22 protein-coding genes are annotated in these 23987 nt (G+C 62.0%); 4 read left to right on the top strand and 18 right to left on the bottom strand.

The window, feature by feature from the left end:
• Positions 1-6 precede the first annotated feature (6 nt).
• The 3 genes from L1075_RS09625 to L1075_RS09615 form a co-directional block, all read right to left on the bottom strand.
• Positions 7-678 carry a metal-dependent hydrolase gene (locus L1075_RS09625; RefSeq protein ID WP_246941611.1) on the bottom strand — a complete coding sequence of 224 codons (672 nt, stop codon included), beginning with the start codon at positions 676-678 and terminating at the stop codon, positions 7-9.
• Between the two features lie 127 nt (positions 679-805).
• Positions 806-1345 carry a gamma carbonic anhydrase family protein gene (locus L1075_RS09620; protein ID WP_040240919.1) on the bottom strand — a complete coding sequence of 180 codons (540 nt, stop codon included), beginning with the start codon at positions 1343-1345 and terminating at the stop codon, positions 806-808.
• 54 nt (positions 1346-1399) lie between these two features.
• Positions 1400-2740, bottom strand: coding sequence for a sodium-dependent transporter (locus L1075_RS09615; protein WP_246941609.1), 1341 nt, complete (start codon positions 2738-2740; stop codon positions 1400-1402).
• A 154-nt stretch (positions 2741-2894) separates the two neighbouring features.
• On the opposite strand from L1075_RS09615, the gene prlC reads away from it, so the two are divergent.
• Positions 2895-4946 carry an oligopeptidase A gene (gene prlC / locus L1075_RS09610; protein ID WP_040240915.1) on the top strand — a complete coding sequence of 684 codons (2052 nt, stop codon included), beginning with the start codon at positions 2895-2897 and terminating at the stop codon, positions 4944-4946.
• 66 nt (positions 4947-5012) lie between these two features.
• A complete protein-coding gene (locus L1075_RS09605; protein ID WP_246941607.1) occupies positions 5013-5273 on the top strand; it encodes a YheV family putative zinc ribbon protein in 261 nt (86 codons plus the stop codon).
• Positions 5274-5370: 97 nt separating this feature from the next.
• Here the strand turns inward: L1075_RS09605 and sodC are convergent, their stop codons facing one another.
• The 4 genes from sodC to yddG all read right to left on the bottom strand — a co-directional run bounded on the left by sodC (position 5371) and on the right by yddG (position 8900).
• Positions 5371-5901: a superoxide dismutase [Cu-Zn] SodC gene (sodC, locus tag L1075_RS09600; RefSeq protein WP_281504135.1), complete on the bottom strand. Its 531-nt coding sequence runs from the start codon at positions 5899-5901 to the stop codon at positions 5371-5373.
• A 58-nt stretch (positions 5902-5959) separates the two neighbouring features.
• Complete coding sequence (gene metF, locus L1075_RS09595) at positions 5960-6823, bottom strand: methylenetetrahydrofolate reductase [NAD(P)H] (RefSeq protein WP_040240911.1); 864 nt, start codon at positions 6821-6823, stop codon at positions 5960-5962.
• A 154-nt stretch (positions 6824-6977) separates the two neighbouring features.
• The gene (locus L1075_RS09590; RefSeq protein ID WP_246941605.1) at positions 6978-7946 is read right to left on the bottom strand and encodes a cation diffusion facilitator family transporter; all 969 of its coding nucleotides are present in this window, start codon (positions 7944-7946) and stop codon (positions 6978-6980) included.
• Between the two features lie 57 nt (positions 7947-8003).
• Entirely contained in the window at positions 8004-8900 is an 897-nt protein-coding gene (yddG, locus tag L1075_RS09585; protein ID WP_246941603.1) for an aromatic amino acid exporter YddG, read from the bottom strand.
• A 188-nt stretch (positions 8901-9088) separates the two neighbouring features.
• On the opposite strand from yddG, the gene L1075_RS09580 reads away from it, so the two are divergent.
• Entirely contained in the window at positions 9089-10018 is a 930-nt protein-coding gene (locus L1075_RS09580) for an AEC family transporter (protein WP_246941601.1), read from the top strand.
• Between the two features lie 14 nt (positions 10019-10032).
• On the opposite strand, the gene L1075_RS09575 is transcribed toward L1075_RS09580, so the two are convergent.
• The 9 genes from L1075_RS09575 to metK all read right to left on the bottom strand — a co-directional run bounded on the left by L1075_RS09575 (position 10033) and on the right by metK (position 19285).
• On the bottom strand, positions 10033-10755 hold the full coding sequence (locus L1075_RS09575; RefSeq protein ID WP_246941600.1) for a helix-turn-helix transcriptional regulator: 723 nt from the start codon (positions 10753-10755) through the stop codon (positions 10033-10035).
• A gap of 14 nt (positions 10756-10769) precedes the next feature.
• Entirely contained in the window at positions 10770-11096 is a 327-nt protein-coding gene (locus tag L1075_RS09570; protein WP_178998272.1) for an AzlD domain-containing protein, read from the bottom strand.
• Positions 11093-11821, bottom strand: coding sequence for an AzlC family ABC transporter permease (locus tag L1075_RS09565; RefSeq protein ID WP_246941598.1), 729 nt, complete (start codon positions 11819-11821; stop codon positions 11093-11095). The genes L1075_RS09570 and L1075_RS09565 overlap by 4 nt, the downstream gene beginning before the upstream one ends.
• Positions 11818-12354, bottom strand: a complete 537-nt coding sequence (locus L1075_RS09560; RefSeq protein WP_246894792.1) for a helix-turn-helix domain-containing protein — start codon at positions 12352-12354, stop codon at positions 11818-11820. Before L1075_RS09560 ends, L1075_RS09565 begins: the two co-directional genes overlap by 4 nt.
• A gap of 124 nt (positions 12355-12478) precedes the next feature.
• Complete coding sequence (locus L1075_RS09555) at positions 12479-14650, bottom strand: TRAP transporter permease (protein WP_246941596.1); 2172 nt, start codon at positions 14648-14650, stop codon at positions 12479-12481.
• 29 nt (positions 14651-14679) lie between these two features.
• Complete coding sequence (locus L1075_RS09550; protein ID WP_040240891.1) at positions 14680-15174, bottom strand: DUF1850 domain-containing protein; 495 nt, start codon at positions 15172-15174, stop codon at positions 14680-14682.
• A 44-nt stretch (positions 15175-15218) separates the two neighbouring features.
• Entirely contained in the window at positions 15219-16469 is a 1251-nt protein-coding gene (locus L1075_RS09545) for a TAXI family TRAP transporter solute-binding subunit (protein ID WP_082021258.1), read from the bottom strand.
• A 124-nt stretch (positions 16470-16593) separates the two neighbouring features.
• Positions 16594-17841 (bottom strand): cation:proton antiporter, encoded by a 1248-nt coding sequence (locus L1075_RS09540; protein ID WP_040240888.1) that lies wholly within the window; start codon positions 17839-17841, stop codon positions 16594-16596.
• A gap of 223 nt (positions 17842-18064) precedes the next feature.
• Complete coding sequence (gene metK, locus L1075_RS09535) at positions 18065-19285, bottom strand: methionine adenosyltransferase (RefSeq protein ID WP_246894794.1); 1221 nt, start codon at positions 19283-19285, stop codon at positions 18065-18067.
• Positions 19286-19660: 375 nt separating this feature from the next.
• Here metK and tkt point away from each other — a divergent pair, with 375 nt between their 5' ends.
• The gene (gene tkt, locus L1075_RS09530) at positions 19661-21652 is read left to right on the top strand and encodes a transketolase (RefSeq protein WP_075368848.1); all 1992 of its coding nucleotides are present in this window, start codon (positions 19661-19663) and stop codon (positions 21650-21652) included.
• 121 nt (positions 21653-21773) lie between these two features.
• Here tkt and L1075_RS09525 read toward each other — a convergent pair whose 3' ends face one another.
• Both L1075_RS09525 and L1075_RS09520 read right to left on the bottom strand, forming a co-directional pair.
• On the bottom strand, positions 21774-22829 hold the full coding sequence (locus tag L1075_RS09525; protein ID WP_246894796.1) for an aldo/keto reductase: 1056 nt from the start codon (positions 22827-22829) through the stop codon (positions 21774-21776).
• A 62-nt stretch (positions 22830-22891) separates the two neighbouring features.
• Positions 22892-23890 carry an aldo/keto reductase gene (locus L1075_RS09520; protein WP_246941594.1) on the bottom strand — a complete coding sequence of 333 codons (999 nt, stop codon included), beginning with the start codon at positions 23888-23890 and terminating at the stop codon, positions 22892-22894.
• Positions 23891-23987: the final 97 nt, after the last annotated feature.

Genomic DNA, 23987 nt, shown 5'->3' with positions numbered 1-23987 from the left:
GCCACGTCACGTCCATGAGGCCACGCCACGGCTAACCAGCTCTAGTAACGTGGCCCAGGGCGGCAGCCACGGCGCCAAGGCAATGCCCAACAAAAACCACAGCACGGCGTTGCCAGGTTCGCGGTAATCGAAGAGTTTGAAGGCGGTACCGAAGGAACGCTTGAGGCGTGAGCCGACCAGATCAACGCTGTACAGCTCGTCAAGCAGGAGGTGGATCAGCGCGCCCCCACTAAGTGCCAGCCCCTGGGCCCAGGCCATCGGTGCGGATTGATCCAAGAGATGAAAGCTCATCGCCGCCGTGCCCATGCCGCACAGCAGACTCGCCAGCAGCGAATGCCAGATACCACGATGCACGGTGAAACGCTTGAAGATCGCGCCGGCCAGGTAACGCACGCCGAGATACAAACCGCCACATGCCAGGACCAATGGACCCGGCGCAAGGCGCGATTGCAGCCATAGCGCGCCGGCAATCACTGCCAGGACGGCCAGCAGGGTGAAAATCAAACGAATGGCGTGCGAATGATCGGAGTCGATATCGGGCAGGATGCCGCCAAACGCCGTCAATATCGCCAGAGGCCAGCCCTCGTTGAAGCTCCATAGGCTTGCCTGCCAGCCAGCATAGGCGGCCAACGCGCCACCGCCCAAGGCAACGCCGAAATGTGTGCGAAAGTTGGCCATGGCCCGCCCGGGACGCCCTCGACAATACTGGATGAAAAACCAGATTATGGGGCTTCATGACGAGACAAAACAATGCGTTAAGCAAGAAAATACCGCCTCGTGGGGCCTGGCACATGCGGACGCATCGTTATACGGGTGGCTGGGCCAGGTACTCGTCCTTGAGTTTTACGTAATTCCCCGCCGTATAGGTGAAGAACGCGCGCTCGGCCTCCTTGAGCGCCCTGAGCGGCTTCGCGGGATTGCCCGCATAGACCTGCCCGCTTTCCAGGCGCTTGCCCGGCGTTACCACCGCCCCGGCAGCGATGATCACCTCGTCCTCGACGATCACGCCATCCATGACCGTAGCGCCCATTCCCACCAGCACACGGCTGCCAATGGTACATCCGTGCAGCAGTGCCTTGTGACCCACCGTCACGTCATCGCCGAGCGTTAGTGGATGGCCGTCGGGGTTGTAATCGCTGGCATGGGTAATGTGCAACACACTGCCATCCTGAATGCTGCAACGCGCACCGATACGGATGCGATGCATATCGCCACGAATCACGGTCATCGGCCATACCGAGCAATCGTCACCCAAGGTGACATCACCCAGCACGACACATGCCGGATCGATATAGACCCGCGCGCCCAGGCGCGGCGTCGTCCCTTTGAACGTCCGCAATGTCATCCACTCTCTCCTTATTCCATGCATGGTGGTGAGGCAGTTCACGATGGACGGGCATCACCATAGCGCCGACAACAGCACGATGACGACCAGCGGGATCGACACATAGCGTACCAGCCCACGCCATAGCCGGAACCCACCGGGGCCCGCGTCCAGCGACCGCATGGCCGTGTTCGCCGGCATGATCCAGGCGGCGAAGATGGCGATCAACAATCCGCCGATGGGCAGAAAGAACTCCAGCGGCACGGTGGTCACCAACTCGAAGAAATTCATGCCTGCCAGCCATTTCACCTCCGACAGACTTGAGAACGAGAACACCGACAGCAAACCGACCAACCACACCAAGGAGCCGATCAACGCCGCCGCCTTGCCGCGCTTGAGACCGGCATCGGTGCAGATCGCCACCAACGGCTCGGCCAGATTGATCGATGAGGTCCAGGTCGCCAGCAACAACAGCAGGAAGAAAACGCCCAGCCACAACGGCCCGCCCGGCAGGTCCGAAAAAGCAATGGGCAAGGTCACGAACATCAATCCCGGCCCCTCGGCGGGATCCATACCCTGCGAGAACACCACCGAGAAAATCGCGATGCCCGCCAGCAGCGCCACGGCGACATCCAACACCGCCACCGCCGCCACGGCACGCGGCAGACTCTGATGATCGGGCATGTAGGCACCATAGGCCATCAGCGCGCAGGCGCCTACCGCCAGGGTAAAGAAGGCGTGCCCCATGGCATTGAGCACCACGCTCAAGGTGATAGCCTCGAGATCGGGGGTGAATAGCCACGCCATCGCGGTGCCGAAACCGTCGGTGGTCACGGCGTAACCGACCAGCACCACCAGCAGGATGTAGAGTAGTGGCATCAACAGGTTATTGAGCCGTTCCAGGCCGCCTGAAATACCCGCCGCGACCACCGACATGGTCAGCAATATGAACAACGTATGGTTAAACGTCATACGTAATGGATCGGCGAGGAAGGCATCGAAACTGGCGCCGATCTCATCCGGCGTGCGGCCGCTGAAGTTGCCATTCACCGACTCGATCAAATACTCGATCGACCACCCCGAGACCACCGAATAGAACGACAGGATGAAGAACACCGTCACGGCCCCGAATAGCCCCAACCAGCGCCAATGCGGCGATACCCCCGCCTGGCGCGCCAGATGCGCCAGGGCATGCATCGGCCCGCGGCGTCCGGCACGCCCCACGAGGATCTCGGCCATCATGATCGGCAGCCCCAGGATCAGCACGAACACCACATACAGCAGCAGGAATACCGCTCCGCCGTTTTCGCCCGTCATGTAGGGAAAGCGCCAGATGTTGCCCAGGCCCACGGCCGCCCCGGTCACCGCAAGAATGAAGGCACGGCGCGACCCCCAGCGTTCCAGCGTTTCACTCATGGTGTTACACCCTTCGTTACGACCTGGCGCCCCACACGGCGCCGAAAGCGCCAAGCCTAGCAGGCGCGCGGTTGGCGGCCAATCGCATTGACATTGAAAGCAGCCGGGCCCACCCCCACTTATGCTTCATTCACACGTTCATATCGAGGTGCCCATGTCACGCAACCCCTTGCTCGAATCGCATGTTCTGCCGCCATTCGATGACATCCAGCCCGAGCATGTAGTGCCGGCCATCGAGCAGCTTCTGGCGGAGAATCGCCGTGACATCGAGGCCCTCGCCAACCAGTCGCAGATCAGTTGGGAGCGCCTCGCAGCGCCGCTCGAGGCACTCAACGACCGCCTCTCGCAGGCCTGGTCGCCGGTATCGCACCTCAATTCCACCATGAATAACGAAGCGCTGCGCGAAGCCTATCAAGCGTGTCTCGCCATGCTCTCCGACTACAGCACTTGGCTGGGCCAGCATCAGGGGCTGTTCGAGGCCTTCACGCGACTCAAGGAAAGCGATGAATACGCACATCTCGAGGAGGGCCAGCAGCGCTCCATCGACAATACCCTGCGCGACTTCCGTCTCGCCGGGGTCGATCTACCCGAAGAAGAGAAGCGCCGCTACGGCGAGATTCAAGCGCGCCTGTCGGAACTGGCCAACACGTTCTCCAATCATGTGCTCGACGCCACCCAGGCATGGCACAAGGACTTACCCGACGATGCGCGCCTTGGGGGGCTGCCGGACAGCGCCCTGGCCACGCTCAAGGCCAACGCCGAAGCCAAGGACGTCGAGGGATACCGCATCACGCTCGACTTCCCCAGCTTCTACCCGGTGCTCTCATTCGCCGACGACCGCGCGCTACGCGAAGAAGTCTATACCGCCTTCGTGACCCGTGCCTCGGACAAGGGCCCACACGCCGGGCGTTTCGACAACGCCCCGATCATCGAGGAAACGCTGCGCCTGCGTCGTGAACTGGCCGAACTGCTCGGCTTCGACACCTATGCCGACTATTCGCTGGCCACCAAGATGGCCGACTCGCCCCAGCAGGTACTGGGCTTTCTCGGCGATCTGGCCGATCGCGCACATCCCCAGGCACAGCGCGAGTTCAATGAACTCGAGGCCTTCGCCCGCGAATCGCTGGGGCTCGAGACGCTCATGCCGTGGGATATCGGCTATGCCAGCGAGAAGCTGCGCGAGGCACGCTATGCCATCTCGCAAGAACAGCTGCGCCCCTATTTCCCGGCCCCCAAGGTGATCGAGGGCCTGTTCCAGGTTACCGGTACGCTGTACGGCATTCGCTTCGCCGAGCGTGACGACGTGCCGCGCTATCACCCGGACGTGCGCTACTTCGAGATCCTCGACGGTGATACGCCCATCGCCGGCTTCTACCTCGACCTTTACGCCCGCGAAGGCAAGCGTGGCGGTGCCTGGATGGACGAATGCCGTGTGCGTCGCACCCGCGAGGACGGCAATCTGCAGTTGCCCGTCGCCTACCTGACCTGCAATTTCACGCGCCCAGTGGGCGGTAAGCCGGCGCTGCTTACCCATGACGAAGTGCTGACGCTGTTCCACGAATTCGGCCACGGCCTGCACCACATGCTGACGCGTCAAACGGTTGCCGATGTGTCCGGCATCAATGGTGTCGCCTGGGATGCCGTCGAGCTGCCCAGTCAGTTCATGGAAAACTTCTGCTGGGAGCGCGAGGGGCTGGACATGATCGCCGCCCATGTGGATACCGGCGAAAAACTGCCCGACGCCTTGCTCGACAAGCTGCAGGCTGCACGCAACTTCCAGTCAGCCATGGGCATGATGCGCCAACTCGAGTTGTCGCTGTTCGACTTCCGCCTGCACCATGAACTCGAAGCGCCCGATGCCGGCGAGGTCCAGGCTCTGCTCGACGACGTACGCGACAAGACCACCGTCACGCCACGCGTCGATTTCAATCGCTTCCAGAACGGCTTCGGGCATATCTTCGCCGGTGGCTACGCGGCGGGCTATTACAGCTACAAGTGGGCCGAAGTGCTCTCGGCGGATGCCTACAGCGCCTTCGAGGAAGCCGGCATCTTCGATGCCACGACGGGCCAGCGGTTCCGTCAGGAAATCCTCGAGCGCGGTGGTTCACGTGACGCCGCCGTCTTGTTCGAAGCCTTTCGGGGGCGTGCACCGAGCATCGAACCGCTACTGCGCCACTCCGGCATCGAAAATGCCGACGCGGCCTGACAGCGCGTTCAAGCCCAACTTTCGACCGGGCCGCGCGCCCGGTTGCCGTTTCAAGAGGAGTGCGTGATGACGGCTACCCCCAAGCGTTTCATCGCCGGCGCCATCTGCCCGCGTTGCGCGGCCATGGATCGCATCCTTGCCTGGGAGCAGAACGGCATCCGCTATCGGGAATGCGTGTCCTGCGATTACCTGGAGCAGCTGGCCATCGATGAAAATGGCTTCGCCGAAGACCTCGCCACGCGCGTCAACCAGCCACGCGAAGACGATACATCCGACGACATCCAAACCGTACGCCTAATCGATCCGAGTGACGGCAAGACGCACTGATCGCGGACCACGCCGCACCGCCGCGGTATAAAGCAAGACGCATAAAAAAGGCTCCCGCTGGGGAGCCTTTTCGTTACCTACGTGACCGATAGTGCTATCAATCAGACAAGGTGCCGCACGCGACACGCTTGCCGCCGCCGCCCAGTTTTGGCTCGTCGGAGTAATTGTCGCCACCGGCATGAATCATCAAAGCACGGCCATCCAAATCGGAGGCTTCAAGACGCGGCGCCAAGACCGGTGTCGTGGCGTTGCCATCCTCATCGACCATCAGCACCGGCAAGTCACCGAGATGCCCTTCCGCGTAGGGGCCCTGGTGCGTGCCCGTGTCTTCGGGGTCGTAGTGACCGCCAGCGGCGCCGCCCGGCACCGTTTCACCGTCTTTTTCCGCGGGCTGACAACTCGGGTTCATGTGCACGTGGAAGCCGTGCATACCCGGTTCGAGGCCTGAAAGCTCCGGTGTGAGCAGCAGGCCGTGATCGGTGTCCTCGAGGGTCACGCTGCCCACGCTGTCGCCGGTTCCCTGGGCATCGACCTGGTGCATCTCAATGTCATGTTGCGCTGCCTGGGCGCTTCCCAGCATCAACAGGGCACTGCCGATACCGAGCGCAATACGAGGGGTACGTAGCATGCCTTTCTCCTATCCGTGGGTGAGACGTCTACCTCTCTCAGGCTAGATGAAGAGCACGCTAGACGCCATGCATCAGGCTATCGCAGCGTAGGTTGTCGAGCACTCGCAGCGCCGGCGTCGCCTGGTTGAGCGTATAGAAATGCAGCCCCGGGGCACCGCCGTCGAGTAGACGCTGGCAAAGGTTCGACACCACCTCCTCGCCGAAGGCTTGGATGCTCTCGCTATCGTCACCATAGGCCTCGAGCTGCTTGCGGATCCAACGCGGAATGTCCGCCCCGCAAGCATCCGAGAAACGCGCCAGCTTAGTGTAATTGCTGATCGGCATGATGCCCGGCACGATCGGCGCTTCGACCCCTTGCGCGCGGGCCCGCTCGAGGAAATGGAAGTAGGCGTCGGCACTGAAGAAGTACTGCGTGATGGCGAGATCGGCACCGGCCTGCATCTTGCGCACGAAATTCTGCAGATCATGCTCGTAGCTGGGTGCCTGAGGATGCACTTCGGGATACGCCGCCACCGCAATCTGGAAATGATCGCCAGTTTCCTTACGGATGAACTCGACCAGCTCGTTGGCGTAACGCAGCTCGCCCATGCCCCCCATCCCCGAGGGCAGGTCACCGCGCAGCGCCACCAGATTGGTGATTCCCGCTTCACGGAAACTCTCCAGACGCTCGCGCAATTCGCCCTTGTCGCTGCCGATGCAGGACAGGTGCGGCGCCGTGTCGATGCCACACTGGCGCACCGACTTGACGGTCTCGAAGGTCCGAGCCTGCGTCGAGCCCCCGGCGCCGTAGGTGACCGAGAAAAAACGCGGACGCCGCTCAGCCAGCGTGTCACGCACGCCTTTCAGCTTTTCCCGCCCAGCATCGGTATTGGGCGGAAAGAATTCGAAGCTGATGCCCAACGGATGTTCGCGAGTGCTCATCGTACAACCCTCTTCATGACATGGCGCGACCGACATCGGGTCACGTTGGTATTCGATGCCGCGCATTCTGCCGTGCCCCATCCACGCTGACCAATGAAAGTTTCGCGGCTTGGCATTAATCCGGGTCATAACGCACGGTCAGACGCTGCATGGCTCAGGGGTGCGTAGTCGACGTGACCTGGCAATCTCCACCGGTCAGGCACGCCTCACCTTCGACTTGCAAGGTGGCATGGCTGATCCCGAAGCGTTCCTGCAAGCGCGCATAGGCAGCCTGAAGCATCACCTGGTGCGACATGTCATCGCGCACCACCAGATGCAGACTCAGTAGTGGATCCTGCGGCGTCAGCCCCCAGACATGCAGGTCATGCACACTCACCACACCCTCGATGTCTTCCAGGGCCGTTCGAATCTTGTCGACATCGACGCCTTCCGGCGTTCCTTCGAGCAGGGTATGGGTCGAGCGGCGCAGAATTTTCCAGGCGGCGCGCAGAATCAAGGCCGCAGCCAGCACGGAGAGCAACGGGTCAATGGGCGTCCATCCGGTCAACATGATCACCAGCGAGGCCACAATCGCCGCCACCGATCCCAGCAGATCGCCCATGACGTGCAAAAGCGCTCCACGCAGGTTGAGGTTCTCCTGATCCCCTCCGTGCAGGATCTTGAATACCACGAGATTTACCAACAAGCCGAGGATCGCGATGGTCATCATCGGTCCGGCCAGCACCTCTATCGGCTGCGTGAAACGTTCGATGGCCGCGATGAATATCCACACCGCGATCCCCAGCAACGTCAGTCCATTGATGAAGGCCGCCAACACCTGAAAGCGCTGGTAGCCGAAAGTACGCCGCTTGTCCGGTGCCTTGCCCCCCATGTAGAAGGCGAACAACGCCAGCCCCAGCGAAAAGCTGTCGCTGAACATGTGCCCGGCATCGGCCAGCAACGCCAGCGAGCCCGACACCCAGCCGCCAATTGCCTCCGCCAACATGAAACCGGCGGTCAAGTACATGGCCCACTTGACGCGCTTGGCGCTATCCGCTGTGACCGTGGGCGCGTGGTCGTGGTCGTGGTCGTGGTCGTGATGATCATGCGCCGCATGATCGTGACCGGAAGTCGAATGTCCCATGCCGTCCTGCCTCTGAGTGGCTTTCCTCCAGTGTAATGTCTGGAGTGGACTTCAGGGTCAATCCGTCGATCTTGTGCCACGTATAGGCACGCGTAACCAGCCACTGCCGATGAGCATGCCCAGCGTGATCAGGCCTGCCGCCAGCACTAGCCAGGCGGTTGCCGAGGCATAACCGGTCGCGATCAACACCAGAGTGGATAGCAGAGGCGTAAAATAGGCCAGCAGCCCTAGCAAGCGCAGATCGCCATGCTTGACGCCCACATCCCAAGTAAAGAAAGCACTACCCACCGGGCCGAGGCCCAAGCCGATCACGCCCAGCCATCCGATGCCTTGCGGCCACCGTGAGGGCTCGAACAACCAGTGACACAACGCCGCCAGCACGGCCGTCGCCAGGCAGAATCCGCCCACGGCCGCCGTGGGCACCGCGCGATTGGCGCGCGAGAGCACCGAGTAACCGCTCCACAGGAAGGCGCAGGCAAAGGCAGCGACGTAGCCCACGGCGCTACCCGAGGCACTGACATCGCCTCCCACCAGCAAGGCAGCGCCCACGAAGCCCAACAGCGCTCCCACGACGTGACGTGCACGCAGTCGCTCGCCAGGCAGCAGCGCCACGAACAACACAATCAAAAGCGGCCATAGATAGCTGATCAACCCGGCATTGGCCGGCGGTGCATTCTGCTGGGCGATGAAGTACAAGGCGTGATAGCCGAACAGCCCGCCGACACCCAACGCCCAGACGCGCGGCGGCTGACGCAGCGGCGCCCGCAGCGACTCGCCGCGTAGTCGCAACCAGGCCATGAAGCACACGAACGCCAGACCGAACGCCAACGCAGTGAGCAAAAACGGCGGCACCGGCCCCGCCAATTGCGTTAACGCCGCCAGCAATGCCCAATTGAGTACCGTGGTGGCACCGATCAAGGTGGCCCGGCGAGACGCGGACGACTCGAGTGACATGTCGACTCCCCTTGCAGATGCGAACGTTCGCTCAGCCTGCCATGCGCGCGACCCGCAAACTTGTCGAATCCTGACCCGAGGACTACCGCATTAGGTGCATTACAAGCGCCTCAGGGACAGGTCAAAGCGAGGGCTGCCCAACAAGGCGCATAACGGGCATCATGGGCGTTCATTATCAGGAATGCCGCATGTCTCAAGTCGACCTTTCTCAACCGCTATGGATGCTGCTGATCTTCGTGGCACTGGGCTGGCTCTGCGCGCGGCGTCTCGCCGTCGATCCACGTCCCATCGCCACGCTGTTGATCTATCTCATCGCACCGCTGACGTTCTTTCGCGGGCTCTATCTGGGCGAGCCCTCACCGGCCTTGCTGGGTCTGACGGCGGGCATGTTCGCGCTGGCAAGCCTACTGTGCCTGGCCACCCACGCCGTCGTGCGGCGTTACTTCGCCCCGCAGGAAGCCGCGCTGTTGGCATTTTCCGCCGGCACCGGCAACACCGGTTACTTCGGGCTGCCCCTGGCCATGGCGTTACTCCCGCCGGAGGGCGTCGCCGCCTACCTGTTCTGCCTGCTAGGCGTCACGCTCTTCGAATTCAGCGTGGGCTTTTACATCAGCGCCCGAGGTCAATTCTCGGTCCGCGAGAGCCTTGGCAAGATCGTCCGCTTGCCGTTGCTCTATGCCTTCATCGCCGCCCTGCTCGCCTATCATCTGCCCTGGTCGGTGCCCGGCGCGGTGATCGAAGGGCTCGACTACTTCCGTGCTAGCTATACCGTACTCGGCATGATGATCATCGGCATGACGCTGGGCGGCGTCTCGATGCGCGCATTCGACGGGCGCTTTTTGGGTATCTGCATCGCCGCGCGCTATGTGATGTGGCCCTTGGTGATGCTAGGCCTGGTGCTCGTCCTGCAAGCGACAATGGGCATTTCGGCGACGCTGGCCGGCGCACTGCTGTTGCTGGGCGTGGTGCCCATGGCGGCCAATGTCGTGGTCATCGCCATGGAGCTCAACATCCGCCCCGCCAAGGGCGCCATCGCCGTGCTGCTGACGACCGTGGCAGCGCCGCTGATCATTCCGCCCTATCTCGACGTTCTCTGGCGAATCGCAGGACTCGGTTAGCGTAACGGCTATCATCAACCTGCCGACTGGCGACGCTGCCGCCACTCACGTGGTGACAACGCATGGCGTGCGCGAAAGGCACGCGAAAAATGCGCGCTGTCGTGAAAGCCGCATGCCTGGGCGATCTCGGTAAGGGGGCGATGGACATCCTGCATCAGCGTGCAGGCGCGTTGAAGACGACGCTCTATCAGCCAGGCATGCGGCGAGGAACCGGTGAGGGTGCGAAAACGCCGCGCGAACGCCGCCTCCGCCATGTGGCAGCGCGCCGCCCAGTCGCGTACACGCCAGGGGGCCGCCAGATCCGCCTCGACCTCCGGCAACAAACGCAGTAAGCGCAAGCGCGGCTCGGTACGCGTCATGCGCCCCATATCGAGCAGCGCATGGAGCCGCCTCGCCAGCACCTCGGGACGCGCGTCGACGAGAGCGGGGATATCCGCGTGCACGGTCGACGGCAAGCGGCGCGATGTGACATCGCCAAACCCCGCCGCCTCGCACCACGCGACGGGCAGATCGAGTACCAGCGTACGGTTGTGCCTCGGCGCCAGATAGTGGTGCTCGTCGCCGCTATCGATAGTGACGAGCCGCCCCGTATCCACGTGCGCACCACGCCCACCCGTTTCCAGCTCGACAACACCCTCAAGTCCGATCAGCCACTGATGAAAGCCATGGCGATCGGTCAGCACCCGGTCTGGGTAGCGGCGTGTCTCGGCGGTGGGCAGTAAGCATTCATTCGACATGGCAACGGCTCATCTCAATCGGCCAGGGCCCATCCGGCCGCGCCATAGACGCCGGCGCCGACCAACGTGGCTAACCCTACGTTAGGCGTCAAACGCTGCACCAGCAACACCGCCGCCGCGCCCAGTGCCAAGCGCACCCCGCCACGCCAGTGCGGCGCCTGCCACCATAGATCGCTCATCGATAGGACGATCAAAGCCGCAATAGCGGCAAGCCCCAGCGCCCCGAGAAAGCGGCTCAGCCTGCCCTCACCACGCGCCAGGTGCGTCCCAAAAAGCAGCGGCAGATAACGTATCAGAAACGTGCCCGCTCCCGCCGCGATCACGATGCTCCACCATGTCATGTCGTCGCCTCCTGAGAGCATTGGGTACGGGATCGACGGCTACCCACCAAGGCACCTGCCAGCATGCCGACCAGCATGGCGACATGCCCCGGCCACCACACCATTCCCAACAGCGTGGCGCCGGCTGCCGCCACCACCACCGGCCATCGCGCGCGACGCCACGCCTGCGCCAGCAAGGCCAAAAAGAGCGCCGGGAGCACGAAGTCGAGCGCCTGCGCCACGTAGCCGCCATCGCTTGCCCATCCCGCCCCGACACCGGCCCCCAGTGCCGTACCGCCGACCCAGGCCAGATAAGCGCCCGCGGCGAGTCCGAGGCACCAGGCTGGCTCGAGAGGCCGCGACGTTCCCTTGGACATCGCCGTGGCGAAGACTTCATCGGTCAGCCCGAAGGCCAGCCAGGGCGCTAGGCGACGCGGTAGTGCCACAAGGCGTGTCGCCAGGGCCGGACCATAGAACAGGTGGCGCAGGTTCATCATCAATACCGCCGACAACACCACGAGCCCGCTACTACCCGCCGCCATCATCGCCACCATCACGAACTGGCTGGCGCCGGCGAAGACCAGCAACGAAATACCCACGGCCTGCCATGGCGTCAGCCCAGACTGCACGGCTATAACCCCGAACGAGAACGCGATCGGCGCATAGCCGACGACCAGCGACAGACTCTCGCGCAAGCCTTGGCCGGCTGAGCGCCAGGACGTCGAGATTGCCCGTTCGGGATTCATTGAGCCACCTCGTCATGCGGATACACGATGCTGACCACGAGCCGTGTGGTGTCCAGCAGGGCTTCATAGCGATGCTCGACATCCGCCGCGAACTCGTGCCCTTCACCCGGCCGGCAAACGGCCAGCGCATGGAGCGCCCCCACGCGCAACGTGCCCTCGATTACCATGACATGCTCCCGCACGCCTCGCGGATGCGCTCGCGAGGTTTTCATTTCCCCCGGCGCTAGTCGCATGAAGTAGACCTCCACTCGAGGTGACTGCTGCCCGCGCATCATCAATTGCACATCGCCGCCACCAGGTTCGCTGACGGTCATGCCATCTTCGCCCTCGGCGAGCAGCTCACTGAAAGCCACGCCCAACGTATTCGCGAGCGTCCAGAGCGTTTCGATGGTGGGGTTGCCCTTGCCGGCTTCGAGTTGCGAGAGCGTCGATTTGCTGATTGCGGCCCGCTCGGCCAGCGCGCTCAATGAATAACCCCGCATCTCGCGGAGGCGGCGCAAGTTGGCAACAATGACAGGACTCGGTGATGGCATGGCGTGTTCACCATAAAGAACGCTTCCGTTCTTTTTAACGAACGGCAGGCTAAAAAACAAGGGCGCCGGCTGGCGCCCCTGATTATCAATACGCATTATCGACATGCGCAGTCGCACCCGCCTGTCACGCCGTCTCGGGTTGCGTCTTCTTGGCCAGCAGGAACAAGAGGGCCGTAATTGCCGCACCGACGATATCGCTGATCAAGCCAGGATAGATCAGTGTCAGCGCCCCAACGGCTGCCAGCAGACGCCAGAACGGATTGAGCGGCCGACGCAGATAGCCTTCCACCGCCACGGCCAGCAACAAGACGCCAACCACACCGGTAACGATCACCCACAGGATATTGCCCAGCGTAGCGTCAATCATCAACATGCTGTGCGCGAACACGAACATGTAGGGCACCACGAACCCGGCGACAGCCAGTTTCATGGCCTGGAAGCCCGTGGCATTGGGCGATCCACCGCTGATGCCGGCGCCGGCATAGGCGGCCAGAGCCACCGGCGGGGTCAGGTTGGCGAACAACCCGAAATAGAACACGAACATGTGCGCCACGAAAATCGCCGTCTCGTTACTACCCGCCAATTCACGGAACAACGGCAGGTTGAGCAGGATCGGCGCCGCCATGGTACTGGTGATGATGTAGGTGGGAATGCTCGGCAGCCCCATCCCTAGCACGATGGACGCGATCATGGTCAGAAACAGCGTAACCAGAAGCTGAATCATGGGGATCGGAATCTGCTGCCCCAGAGTGACCACGGCATCGGCAGCGTCCAGGGCGATGCCCGTGAGCGTGGCGATACCCACGATGATGCCCACCGCACCACAGGCGACCGCCACCGGAATGGCATTGCGTACGCCATCGTGCATGGCATCACGGCACTCGGCGATATCCATTTTTTCCGCTACCAGGCCGAGCTTGGCACGCACGGCGTTGAGCGCCACCGGCACCGCAATGATCAGGAACAGTGACCAGCGACTGACCGGCATATTGGGTTGTGCATAACCGGCAAACAACGCGCGCAATTGCGGCTCGAAGATCAAAAGCGCCAGAATGGCGCTGACACCCACGGTGACTCGGCGCGTGCCGCAGATCAGCACGGTGGCGGCAATCAACCAAAAGGCTGCAAAGAACGGCGCCCGGCCATCGAACAGCAACCACAGCAATACCACCATCGGCACCAGAAGATGACCGCGCTTGAGCATCACGGCCTTGAGCGGCGTCAGCTCGGAGCGTGGAATCCCTTCGAGACCATTGCGCAGGGCACGCAGGTGCACCTGGAACAACACGCCCAGATAGAACAGCAAGGCGGGAATGATCCCGGCCAGGACCACCTGGGTATAAGGCACCGAAAGGACTTCCGCCATGATGAAGGCAGCCGCGCCCATGATCGGCGGTAGAATCTGTCCGCCGACACTCGCCGAGGCCTCGACGGCGCCCGCGAAATTCGGCTTGTAGCCGGTACGCTTCATCAACGGAATGGTGAACGCGCCGGTGGTCACCACATTGGCGATCGCCGAACCGTTGATCGAGCCCAGAAAGCCGCTGGCGATGACCGCCACCTTGGCCGGCCCGCCGCGTGTATGGCCCGCCACGGCAAGCGCCAGGTCATTGAACAGCTGCCCTAGCCCCGACTTGCCCAGGAAGGCACCGAACAAAATGAACAAAATGATATAGCTGGCCGATACGCCGATGGCGGTACCCAGCAAGCCCTCGGTGATGAACACCAGATGCGACATGATCTGGCGGCAGGTGGCCAAGATGACCGACTCGTTCAACTGCGGATAGAACGACAACTTGGCGTAAAAACCGTAGACCAGGAAAATCGTCGCCAGCAGCGTCAATCCCCACCCCGTCGCGCGCCTGGTGGCATCGAGCACCAGCAGAATGGCCAGAAAGCCCACCAGCATATCGACGTCGTTGATGCGTCCCGCCGAGGCAATGACGCGATCGGACACCATCAGCATGTAAACGCCGACACCAAACGCCAGCACCGCCAGAATGGCATCCCCCCAAGGCACCCGGTCACGCGCGCCCTTGCGGGTCAACGGGTAGAGAATGAACGTCAGGCCCAGCAGGGTATACAGGTGGATGCTGCGCTGTGCCACATCGACCAGCGGTCCCGCGAACGAGGTATAAAGGTGAAATAGCGCCAGCAATACCGCCAGTCCGGTGACGAATTTGATCACCATCCCCGGCAACGCATCGCGTACCAAACTTTCACGGTCAAACTTTTCCAGCGCTTCCTGGACCGCCTTGTCATCATCGGCGGCTGGTGCACTTTTATCTTGAGACATAGGGATCTTCATCCTCGCAAGGCGAGTCATTACGACAACCAGGGGCGCACCAATGCTGGCAATACTCGCCAGAGGGGGGCCCTGCGGACGCTAAATGTGTAAATCGGCGGCGGAGAGGCATGCGATAACGCGAACATATGCCCGGCATAGCGCATGCGATAATGCTCAGCGGGGGCTGCCTGCACGGCGAGAGGATCAACGACGCGGTCGATGCCCGTCATCACCACCCAGCCATCCTCGAGGTGTGTTTCCTTACCCGCCGATGCCGGTACGCCTGCCCCAAAGGTTTTGAAACGAGTGCCTGTGATCTCGATCGCGCCACCTTCGGTCACCTCGAACCACTCTTCCCAGTCTTCCTTCTCGACCGAGTGCGTCCAGCGCAAAGTGAATGATGTCCCTTCCCAGCCCGGGAAGGCATAGCGCCATTGCGACCCTTCGCGTACCGCCAACCAAGGCCATGGATACAACACGGTGGCGATCACCATGATCGCCACCGTTGCGATACTCAGCCAGATTTTACGCATTACGAGTACGCGTCATGGCCTGCCAAGAACGAAAGAACTCCGGCTCAGGATTGCGGCTCCTTGTCCTGGGCATTCTCACTACCACTGGCTTCGCTACCCTCGGCGGCCTCGACGTTATCTTCTGGCGTATCGGCACTGGTCTGTTTGGACTTGTCCACGCCATCACCGGCATCTGCGCTCGAACTGTCACCGCTGCTCGAACTGTCGCCGTTGGAAGTGAGCGTTTCGTAGAAGGCTTCAGCGCCCGGATGCACCGGCGCCACCAGGTTCTGATTCATGGTGTCGGGTTCGAACTGCTTGAGAGCGCCGACCGAAACGTTCTCGGAGTTGAGGTAATCATGGAAGCGCTGGGTCAGCTCCTCGGCGACGTCATCGCGCATATCGCCGCTGACGATCAACATGTTGCGGATCGCCACGGTGTCGACTTCTTCGCCGAGGTCATAACGCTCGGGCGCGCCCGCCGGCAGCGTATACGTCTCGTAATATGGGTAGGCTTCCAGCAGCTTGTCCGCCACGTCACCGCTCACCGGCACGAAGGTGATGTCGGTGCTTTGCATCAATCCGGTGATGCTCGAGTTAGGCACGCCAGACGTGAAGAAAGCCGCGTCCAGGTTGCCGTTGCTCATGCTGGTCACGCTATCGGCATACCCGGTATGGCTGACCTGAGCCAGGTCGTCATAGCTCAGGTCGGCGGATTCGATCACCTTGGCGGCACTCTGCTCGACGCCGGAGCCAACCTTGCCCACACCGACGCGCTTGCCTTCGAGATCAGCAATGCTCTCGATACCACTGTCCTCGGTGGCCACGACCTGCACCACGTTGGGATAAAGCCCGGCGAGCGCCTGGATATCGGCGGGCTGACCATCGAACTGGTTTTCGCCGTTGACGGCATCGTAGGCGACATCGCTCATCACGATGGCGATCTGGTTGAGACCATCAGTGATGTTGTTGATGTTCTGCACGGACGCGCCGGTGGAGACGACCTGAACGCCATCGACGAGATCACTGGCTTCGAAGACACCCTTCAAGGCGCCGCCGATGGGATAGTAGGTGCCACCCGTACCACCGGTGCCAAAGATCAGGCTGACCGGATCGGCACTCGCGGTCTGCGTGTCGCCCTCGCCATTGGTGTCACTGGCCTCGCCCGAGGCCTGTTCTTCGGACGCCTGCGAGCTCGACTCGCCGTTTTGCGTCGCCTCCTCGCTCTCGGAGTCACTCCCGTCGTCACCGCAGCCGGCCAACAGGGCACCGGAAAGGCCCAACGCCGCGACCAACACGCCTGTGCGTAACATCATTATTCACCCCGTCATTTGAACGTCATCGACTCATTCGGCCGAAGAAAAACTCAACACGATGAAGGATAGAGTAGGGAACACCCGGCGCCGATACCATGCCTGAACTGGCAACTACTACCAAAGTCTAATTCTGTTTGGAGTCTTGAGACAAGATGTGCTGAACCAGGCGACCGATCGTCAGCCCCTGAGCCAGAATCGAAAAGAGAACAATGATGTAGGTCACCATCACGATGGTGTTGCGATAGTCGCTCTCGGGCAGCCCCAGCGCCAGCGCCACCGAGATGCCGCCGCGCAGCCCACCCCAGGTGAGCACTCTTGTGGTCCCGCGACGATAAGGCACCCAACGCCTCAATACGATCATGGGGAGGCCAATAGTGAGCAGGCGCGTCACCAGAATGACGCCTATTACCGGGCCCGCAACGATCAAATATGACCATTGAAAGGGAATCAGCAGTAATTCGAGTCCGATCAGCACGAACAACACCGCGTTAAGAATCTCGTCGATCAGTTCCCAAAAGCCGTCGACATAGCGACGGGTCGTGTCCGACATGGCATGTTCGCGGCCGCGATTACCGATGAACAGGCCGGCAATGACCATCGAGATCGGTCCCGAAACGTGCAGGTGCGTCGCCAGCGTATAGCCACCCAGTACCAGCGCCAGGCTGACCAGCACCTCGATCTGATACTGGTCGATGCTCTTCATCATCCAGTAGGCGATGTAACCCATGATCAGCCCGAGCAGAATGCCGCCGCCTGCCTCTTCCAGAAACAGCATCGCGGAATGTGTGACTGTCAGCGCCTCGGTCGCGGTCGCCGCCCCCAGCATCATGGTAAACACCACTACCGCGACGCCATCATTGAACAGGGATTCGCCGACGATCTTGATCTCCATATCCTCGGGCGCACCAGCACTGCGCATGATGCCGAGCACGGCAATCGGGTCCGTTGGCGAGATCAACGCCCCGAAGACCAGACAGTAGAGATAAGGCACCGCCATATGGAAAGTGCCAAAGAGCCACCACGCTGCACTGCCAATCGCCACGGTCGAGATCACCACGCCAATGGTGGCCAGAAAGCCTATCGAATAGCGATAGCGTTTGAGCTTGTGAAAATCGACGTGCAACGCACCGGCAAACAGCAGAAACGACAGCATGCCGTCCATCAGCAAGACATTGAAGTTTATCTGGCCCAGCCAGGCTTCGGCCCAATCGGTAATGCCATCGAAACCGAAGTGGCTCAATACAATCAGCAACACCGACGCCAACAGCGATATGAACATCACGCCGATTGTTGCCGGTAACTTGACGAAGCGGTAGTTGAACCACGCAAAAAGCGCGGTGATCGTAATGAAGACTGCTGCGATTTCCAGCATGCAAGGACTTCCCTGTCGCCGACGACCATGGCGAATTGTCGATGGAACTCTCACCTCTATCCTTTAACGATAGAGGCTCTTGAGGGAGGCGACCATGACGCGGATTCATTGCGCCGGTAATTGAACAAAAAAGCGGACCCGAGACTCCGGATCCGCTATGCCGTCATACCGTCGCTTGTCGATCAAGCCTCAGATGTCGGCTCTTATTCCAGTAGGCTTCCCATCACAGACCAGCCGCCTTCCGCAGGGCTTCGGCGCGGTCGGTCTTCTCCCAGGGGAAGGCCGTGAAGGTCTCGGTCTGCTGCTTGCCGTTGGCATCGGTCCAGGTGTAGCTATGCTCGAACGGCTCGCGGCCGAAGTGTCCGTAAGCCGCCGTGAGTTGATACATGGGATGCAGCAGATTGAGCATGCTGGTAATCGCGTTCGGGCGCAGGTCGAAGTGCTCACGGACCAGCTCGACGATCTTGGCATCGCTGATCTTGCCGGTACCGAAGGTATCCACCGAGACGGACGTTGGCTCGGCCACGCCGATGGCGTAGGAGATCTGAATCTCGCAGCGCTCGGCGAGACCGGCGGCGACGATATTCTTGGCCACGTAACGTCCTGCATAGGCAGCACTGCGGTCGACCTTGGACGGATCCTTGCCCGAGAACGCTCCGCCACCATGGCGTGCCATGCCGCCATAGGTATCGACGATGATCTTGCGCCCCGTCAGGCCGCAGTCGCCCACCGGGCCACCGATAACGAAGTTGCCGGTCGGGTTGATGTGGTACTTGGTGTTCTCGGTCAACCACTCGGCGGGAATCACCTCTTCGATGATCTCGCGCTTGATCATATCGCGCAGTTCATCCTGGTCGATGTCCGGATCATGCTGAGTGGAAAGCACGATGGCATCAACGCTGCACGGCTTGCCTTGAGCGTCGTAGCGGAAAGTCAGCTGGCTCTTGGCGTCTGGACGCAGCCACGTCAACAAGCCGTGCTTGCGCAACTCGGCCTGGCGTTCCACTAGACGGTGAGAATAGTGAATCGGCGCCGGCATATAGGATTCGGTCTCGTCGGTAGCGTAGCCGAACATCAACCCCTGGTCGCCCGCGCCCTGATCTTCGGGCTTGCTGCGATCGACGCCTTGGGCGATATCCACGCTCTGCTTACCGATCAGATTGAGCACGCCACAGGTGTTTCCATCGAAGCCTACTTCCGAGGAGGTATAACCGATGTCATTGATGACGTTACGCACCAAGTCTTCCAGATCCACCCAGGCGGACGTGGTAATCTCGCCGGCGACGATGGCGACACCGGTCTTGACCATGGTTTCACAGGCCACGCGCGCCTGCTTGTCGCGGGCGATGATGGCATCCAGTACCGCGTCGGAAATCTGATCGGCGATCTTGTCCGGGTGCCCCTCGGAGACGGACTCGGAAGTAAACAGGGAGTATTCGCTCATGGCGTCCTCGACTCTCTCAATCACATGCTGGCGAGCCGGAACACGACCGCCATCATTAAGGAGATGAAATTACGCCGTCAGCCGATGGCGATGTCGGCACGACGCATGACAGGTCCGGCGCGAGACGAGGCCGGCTCGGGGGTGCAAAGTTTACACGCTGGATGACTAGCTGCCTAGCGATTGGCCCTCGGCGACATTTGATGCCACGTGGCTTCTCGGCGACAATACCGGACCGAATCCCGGGGCCCGCACAGGCGGCGCCCCGCGCTCGATATCGGCGGCGTAGGAAAGAGTGAAGAAAACCGAACACGCGCTCACGCGCCGGGGCTCTTTCCTACGCCGCTTTACCCGATGCCGCAGGCGAGGAGCTAGCCAATGCCGTCCCGTTTCGAAATGGCCAATGCCATTCGTGCCCTATCCATGGATGCCGTCCAAAAGGCCAATTCCGGCCACCCCGGCGCCCCCATGGGCATGGCCGACATCGCGCAGGTGCTGTGGAATGACTACCTCGCGCACAACCCGGCCAATCCGCACTGGGCCAACCGCGACCGTTTCGTGCTTTCCAACGGGCACGGTTCGATGCTGCTCTACTCGCTTTTGCACCTGACGGGCTACGGCATTTCGCTGGAAGACTTGCAGAACTTCCGCCAGCTGCACTCGAAGACTGCCGGCCACCCGGAACTCGGCTACGCACCGGGCATCGAGACCACCACCGGACCACTGGGCCAGGGGCTGGCCAACGCCGTGGGCATGGCCATCGCCGAGCGCACCCTCGCCGCGCAATATAATCGCCCCGGCCATGCGATCGTCGACCACTACACCTATGTCTTCGTCGGCGATGGTTGCCTGATGGAAGGCATCTCGCATGAAGTTTCCTCGCTGGCCGGTACCCAGGGGTTGGGCAAGCTGATCGCCTTCTACGATGCCAACGGCATTTCCATCGACGGTGAAGTCGACGGCTGGTTCACCGACGATACCGCCAAACGCTTCGAAGCATACGGCTGGCACGTAGTGCCCAACGTCGACGGTCACGATCCCGAGGCGGTCAAAGCCGCCATCGAGCTGGCCCGCACCAACGACGATAAGCCTAGCATGATCATCTGCAAGACGATCATCGGCTTCGGCGCGCCCAACAAGCAGGGCAAGGAAGAAAGTCATGGCGCGGCATTGGGCGAAGACGAAGTCGCCGCCGCACGTGAACAGCTCGGCTGGCCGCATCCCCCGTTCCACGTGCCGGAAGACATCTACCAATCCTGGGACGCCACTCAGCGCGGCGGCGAGGCCGAAGCCGACTGGGACGCGCGTTTCGCGCGCTATCAGGCGGCCTACCCGGAAGAGGCCCGCGAGCTCGAACGTCGCCTCAAGGGCGAACTTCCGACTGCGCTTACCAGCGAAAAGCTCATCGAAGACGCCCAGGAAAAAGGCGAAAGCCTCGCTTCGCGCAAGGCATCGCTGGCATGCCTCAACGAGCTCGGCCCGCAACTGCCCGAACTGCTGGGCGGCAGCGCCGATTTGGCACCCTCCAACCTGACCTTCTGGAAAGGCGCCAAGGCCATCACGCAGTCCGAGCCCAGCGGCAACTACCTGCATTACGGCGTGCGCGAGTTCGGCATGGCCGCGATCATGAACGGCATCGCCCTACACGGCGGCTTCGTGCCCTACGGCGCTACCTTCCTGATCTTCATGGAATACATGCGCAATGCCGTGCGCATGGCAGCGCTGATGGGGCAACGAGTCATCCACGTCTTCACCCATGATTCCATCGGGTTGGGCGAAGACGGTCCGACGCACCAGCCGATCGAACAGCTCACTACGCTGCGCTCGACACCCAACCTCTCCACCTGGCGCCCCTGCGACGCCGTGGAAACTGCTGTCGCCTGGGACACCGCACTCAAGCGTCAGGCCGGCCCTTCGGCGCTGGTGCTCTCGCGCCAAGGCTTGCCCCATCAGGCCCGTGACAAGCAACAGTTGGCCAATATCGAGCGTGGTGGCTATGTCCTCAAGGACTGCGAAGGCACGCCCGCGTTGATCCTCATCGCCACCGGCTCCGAGGTCGGCCTGGCAATGGATGCCGCCGCCGAGCTGGAAAACGCCGGCACGCCGGTGCGCGTGGTCTCCATGCCCTCTACCGACACCTTCGACACTCAGGACGCCGATTACCGCGAATCGGTACTGCCACGTAACGTCACCGCACGCCTGGCCATCGAAGCCGCACATCGCGACTTCTGGTTCAAGTACGTAGGCATCGACGGCGGCATCGTCGGCATGACCACCTTCGGCGAATCCGCACCAGCGGGCGATTTGTTCAAGCACTTCGGCTTCACCGTCGATAACGTCGTCGATCAGGCCAAAGCGCTGTTGGCATAACGCGCCCGGCCTGGCGCCATTCGTCAGGTCTTTAATGACCGTCGCACAACGAAAACGCCCGGCAAGCATGGCTTGCCGGGCGTTTTTGTGTGGCCGCGTTACCGCGGCGTCTCGCCCAAGGTCAGTCGTCGAGATACGGGGCATGCAAGACACGGTCGGCATGGCCCAAGCGGTTGGCCGCCGTATTATGCTGATGCCAATACGGATACAGCAGCTCTGGGCGGCTGACTTTCTCGATGGCGGCGATCTCGTCGGGCTTGAGCGTGAGCTCGGCGCTCGCCAGGTTGTCCTTGAGCTGCTCATCCTTGCGGGCGCCGATCACCGCAGTGGAGACGCCGGGTCGGGTCAGCGTCCAGGCCAGCGCTACCTGGGCGGCGGACACGCCGTGCCCATCGGCGACTTCGACCAGCGTATCGATCAAGTCGAAGAGCTTTTCCTCGTCATGGATCGGTGGCTCGGTCCAGCCTTGGCTGAAGCGCGTGCCATCGGGATTGCGCTGACCGCGGCGATACTTGCCGGAGAGCAAGCCACCCGCCAGCGGACTCCAGACCATGGTGCCCAGCCCCTGATCGACGGCCGCCGGCATTAGCTCGAATTCGGCGTCGCGGGCCTGAGCGGTGTAGTGGATCTGCTGGCAGATCGGCTTGATGAAGTTGTGCCGTTCGCAGACCTGGAGCGCCTTCATGACATGCCAGGCGGACCAGTTGGAAATCCCGTAGTAGCGGATCTTGCCGGCGCGCACCAGTTGATCCATGGTCTCCAGCGTTTCTTCCAGGGGCGTAAGGCCGTCCCACTGGTGCATCAGGTAGAGATCCAGGTGGTCGGTCTGCAGCCGTTTCAGGCTGGCCTCGCACTGGCGCAGAATGTGATAACGCGACAGGCCGTCGTCGTTGGGCCCCTCACCCATCGGGAAGCGCACCTTGCTGGCGATCAGTACATCGTCGCGCTTGGCCTTGAGCGCCTCGCCGAGAATCTCCTCGGAGCGGCCCTCAGAGTACATGTTGGCGGTGTCGAAGAAGTTGACGCCACGCTCGATGGCCATGTCGATCTGGCGCTGGGCGTCGCCCAGGCCGGTGTCGCCGACGCTGGCCATCTTGCCGACGCCGCCGAAGGTCATCGTGCCAAGCGTCAGTGCAGAAACGCGCAGGCCGGAATGGCCGAGATGACGATATTCCATGTTGGCTCTCCTGATTGATGACGAAATGACAGCCGTCCGCTGAACGGCCGCTTGAGCGACTATCAGCCCTCCCGCGCGGGAGGTGCCATGAACTCGGGACCTACGGGATCCGTGACGTGCTCATCGATGATGGCATCGATATCGCGTAGATCGCTGGCGGTCAGCGACCAACCGCCAAGCGCGTCAAGGGGCGTCACCTGATCCGGACGTCGCGCACCCCACAGGGCGATGGCATTGGGGTGGGAATCGAGCACCCAGCGTACCGCCAGGGCCAATACCGGCTTGTCGTGACGCTCGCGCGCGAGTTGCGTCAGCGCCTCGACCGCCGCCAGGTATTGCGTGAAACGGGGCGCCTGGAATTTGGGGTCGGATTTCCGCAGGTCGTCGCCGGTGAAGGCCGAATCCGCGTGCATCTTGCCCGTCAACAAGCCACGACACAGCGCGCCATAGGCCAGAAAGACCAGTTCCTCGCGCTGCGCATAGGGAATCATGTCGCGCTCGGCATCGCGCTCGAACAGGTTGAGCGGCGGCTGCACGCTGTGCAGCGGCGCTACCTCACGAAAGGCATCGCACTGCTCGGGGCTGAAGTTGCTGACACCGATCGCGCGAATCTTGCCGGCACGATAGAGGCGCTGCATGGCGTTGGCGGTTTCCTCCATCGGTACCTGGGGGTCCGGCCAATGGATCTGGTACAGATCGATCGCTTCGGTGCGCAAGCGCCGCAGCGAGTCTTCCACCTCCTTCTCGATGCGCGCCGCCGAGGCATTACGCACCACGCCGTCGCTGCCTTCCTGCCACTCGAGCGCCGTCTTGGTGGCGAGCACCACCTTATCGCGCTGCCCATACTCGGCCAGCGCCCGACCGACGACCTCCTCGGAATGCCCGAACCCATAAGCCGGCGCGGTATCGATCAGCGTAATGCCGCGATCCAGCGCGGCATGAATGGTACGCACCGCATTGGCGTCATCGGCACCGCCCCATTTCCAACCACCGATGGCCCAGGTGCCGAGCCCCACTCGTGACGGCGTGAGGTCGGTCCCCGGTATGGTGATGCTTTCCATGTTGCTCTCCTTTGCCTGTCGACGGCATGCGTGCCGCGTTCCGGAACGCTATCCAGCGTGGCCGCCGCCGACGGCTTTGACAAGATTTACGAGAGGG

It is taken from the genome of Chromohalobacter beijerinckii (genome assembly GCF_023061185.1).
Classification (GTDB): Bacteria; Pseudomonadota; Gammaproteobacteria; order Pseudomonadales; family Halomonadaceae; genus Chromohalobacter; species Chromohalobacter beijerinckii.
The sequence above is the reverse complement of the archived record's forward strand: the minus strand, read 5'-3'. Positions and strand labels throughout refer to the sequence as shown.

Bases quoted from the DNA above. Each gene is read 5' to 3' on its own strand.
- L1075_RS09575 (WP_246941600.1), bottom strand. From the start codon at position 10,755: ATGTCGAATGAATGCTTACTGCCCACCGCCGAGACACGCCGCTACCCA.
- L1075_RS09605 (WP_246941607.1), top strand. From the start codon at position 5,013: ATGACGGCTACCCCCAAGCGTTTCATCGCCGGCGCCATCTGCCCGCGT.
- sodC (WP_281504135.1), bottom strand. From the start codon at position 5,901: ATGCTACGTACCCCTCGTATTGCGCTCGGTATCGGCAGTGCCCTGTTG.
- tkt (WP_075368848.1), top strand. From the start codon at position 19,661: ATGCCGTCCCGTTTCGAAATGGCCAATGCCATTCGTGCCCTATCCATG.
- L1075_RS09590 (WP_246941605.1), bottom strand. From the start codon at position 7,946: ATGGGACATTCGACTTCCGGTCACGATCATGCGGCGCATGATCATCAC.
- metF (WP_040240911.1), bottom strand. From the start codon at position 6,823: ATGAGCACTCGCGAACATCCGTTGGGCATCAGCTTCGAATTCTTTCCG.
- L1075_RS09525 (WP_246894796.1), bottom strand. From the start codon at position 22,829: ATGGAATATCGTCATCTCGGCCATTCCGGCCTGCGCGTTTCTGCACTG.
- L1075_RS09555 (WP_246941596.1), bottom strand. From the start codon at position 14,650: ATGTCTCAAGATAAAAGTGCACCAGCCGCCGATGATGACAAGGCGGTC.
- L1075_RS09540 (WP_040240888.1), bottom strand. From the start codon at position 17,841: ATGCTGGAAATCGCAGCAGTCTTCATTACGATCACCGCGCTTTTTGCG.
- L1075_RS09580 (WP_246941601.1), top strand. From the start codon at position 9,089: ATGTCTCAAGTCGACCTTTCTCAACCGCTATGGATGCTGCTGATCTTC.
- L1075_RS09545 (WP_082021258.1), bottom strand. From the start codon at position 16,469: ATGATGTTACGCACAGGCGTGTTGGTCGCGGCGTTGGGCCTTTCCGGT.
- L1075_RS09615 (WP_246941609.1), bottom strand. From the start codon at position 2,740: ATGAGTGAAACGCTGGAACGCTGGGGGTCGCGCCGTGCCTTCATTCTT.
- L1075_RS09550 (WP_040240891.1), bottom strand. From the start codon at position 15,174: ATGCGTAAAATCTGGCTGAGTATCGCAACGGTGGCGATCATGGTGATC.
- prlC (WP_040240915.1), top strand. From the start codon at position 2,895: ATGTCACGCAACCCCTTGCTCGAATCGCATGTTCTGCCGCCATTCGAT.
- L1075_RS09520 (WP_246941594.1), bottom strand. From the start codon at position 23,890: ATGGAAAGCATCACCATACCGGGGACCGACCTCACGCCGTCACGAGTG.
- yddG (WP_246941603.1), bottom strand. From the start codon at position 8,900: ATGTCACTCGAGTCGTCCGCGTCTCGCCGGGCCACCTTGATCGGTGCC.
- metK (WP_246894794.1), bottom strand. From the start codon at position 19,285: ATGAGCGAATACTCCCTGTTTACTTCCGAGTCCGTCTCCGAGGGGCAC.
- L1075_RS09625 (WP_246941611.1), bottom strand. From the start codon at position 678: ATGGCCAACTTTCGCACACATTTCGGCGTTGCCTTGGGCGGTGGCGCG.
- L1075_RS09620 (WP_040240919.1), bottom strand. From the start codon at position 1,345: ATGACATTGCGGACGTTCAAAGGGACGACGCCGCGCCTGGGCGCGCGG.
- L1075_RS09565 (WP_246941598.1), bottom strand. From the start codon at position 11,821: ATGAATCCCGAACGGGCAATCTCGACGTCCTGGCGCTCAGCCGGCCAA.
- L1075_RS09570 (WP_178998272.1), bottom strand. From the start codon at position 11,096: ATGACATGGTGGAGCATCGTGATCGCGGCGGGAGCGGGCACGTTTCTG.
- L1075_RS09560 (WP_246894792.1), bottom strand. From the start codon at position 12,354: ATGCCATCACCGAGTCCTGTCATTGTTGCCAACTTGCGCCGCCTCCGC.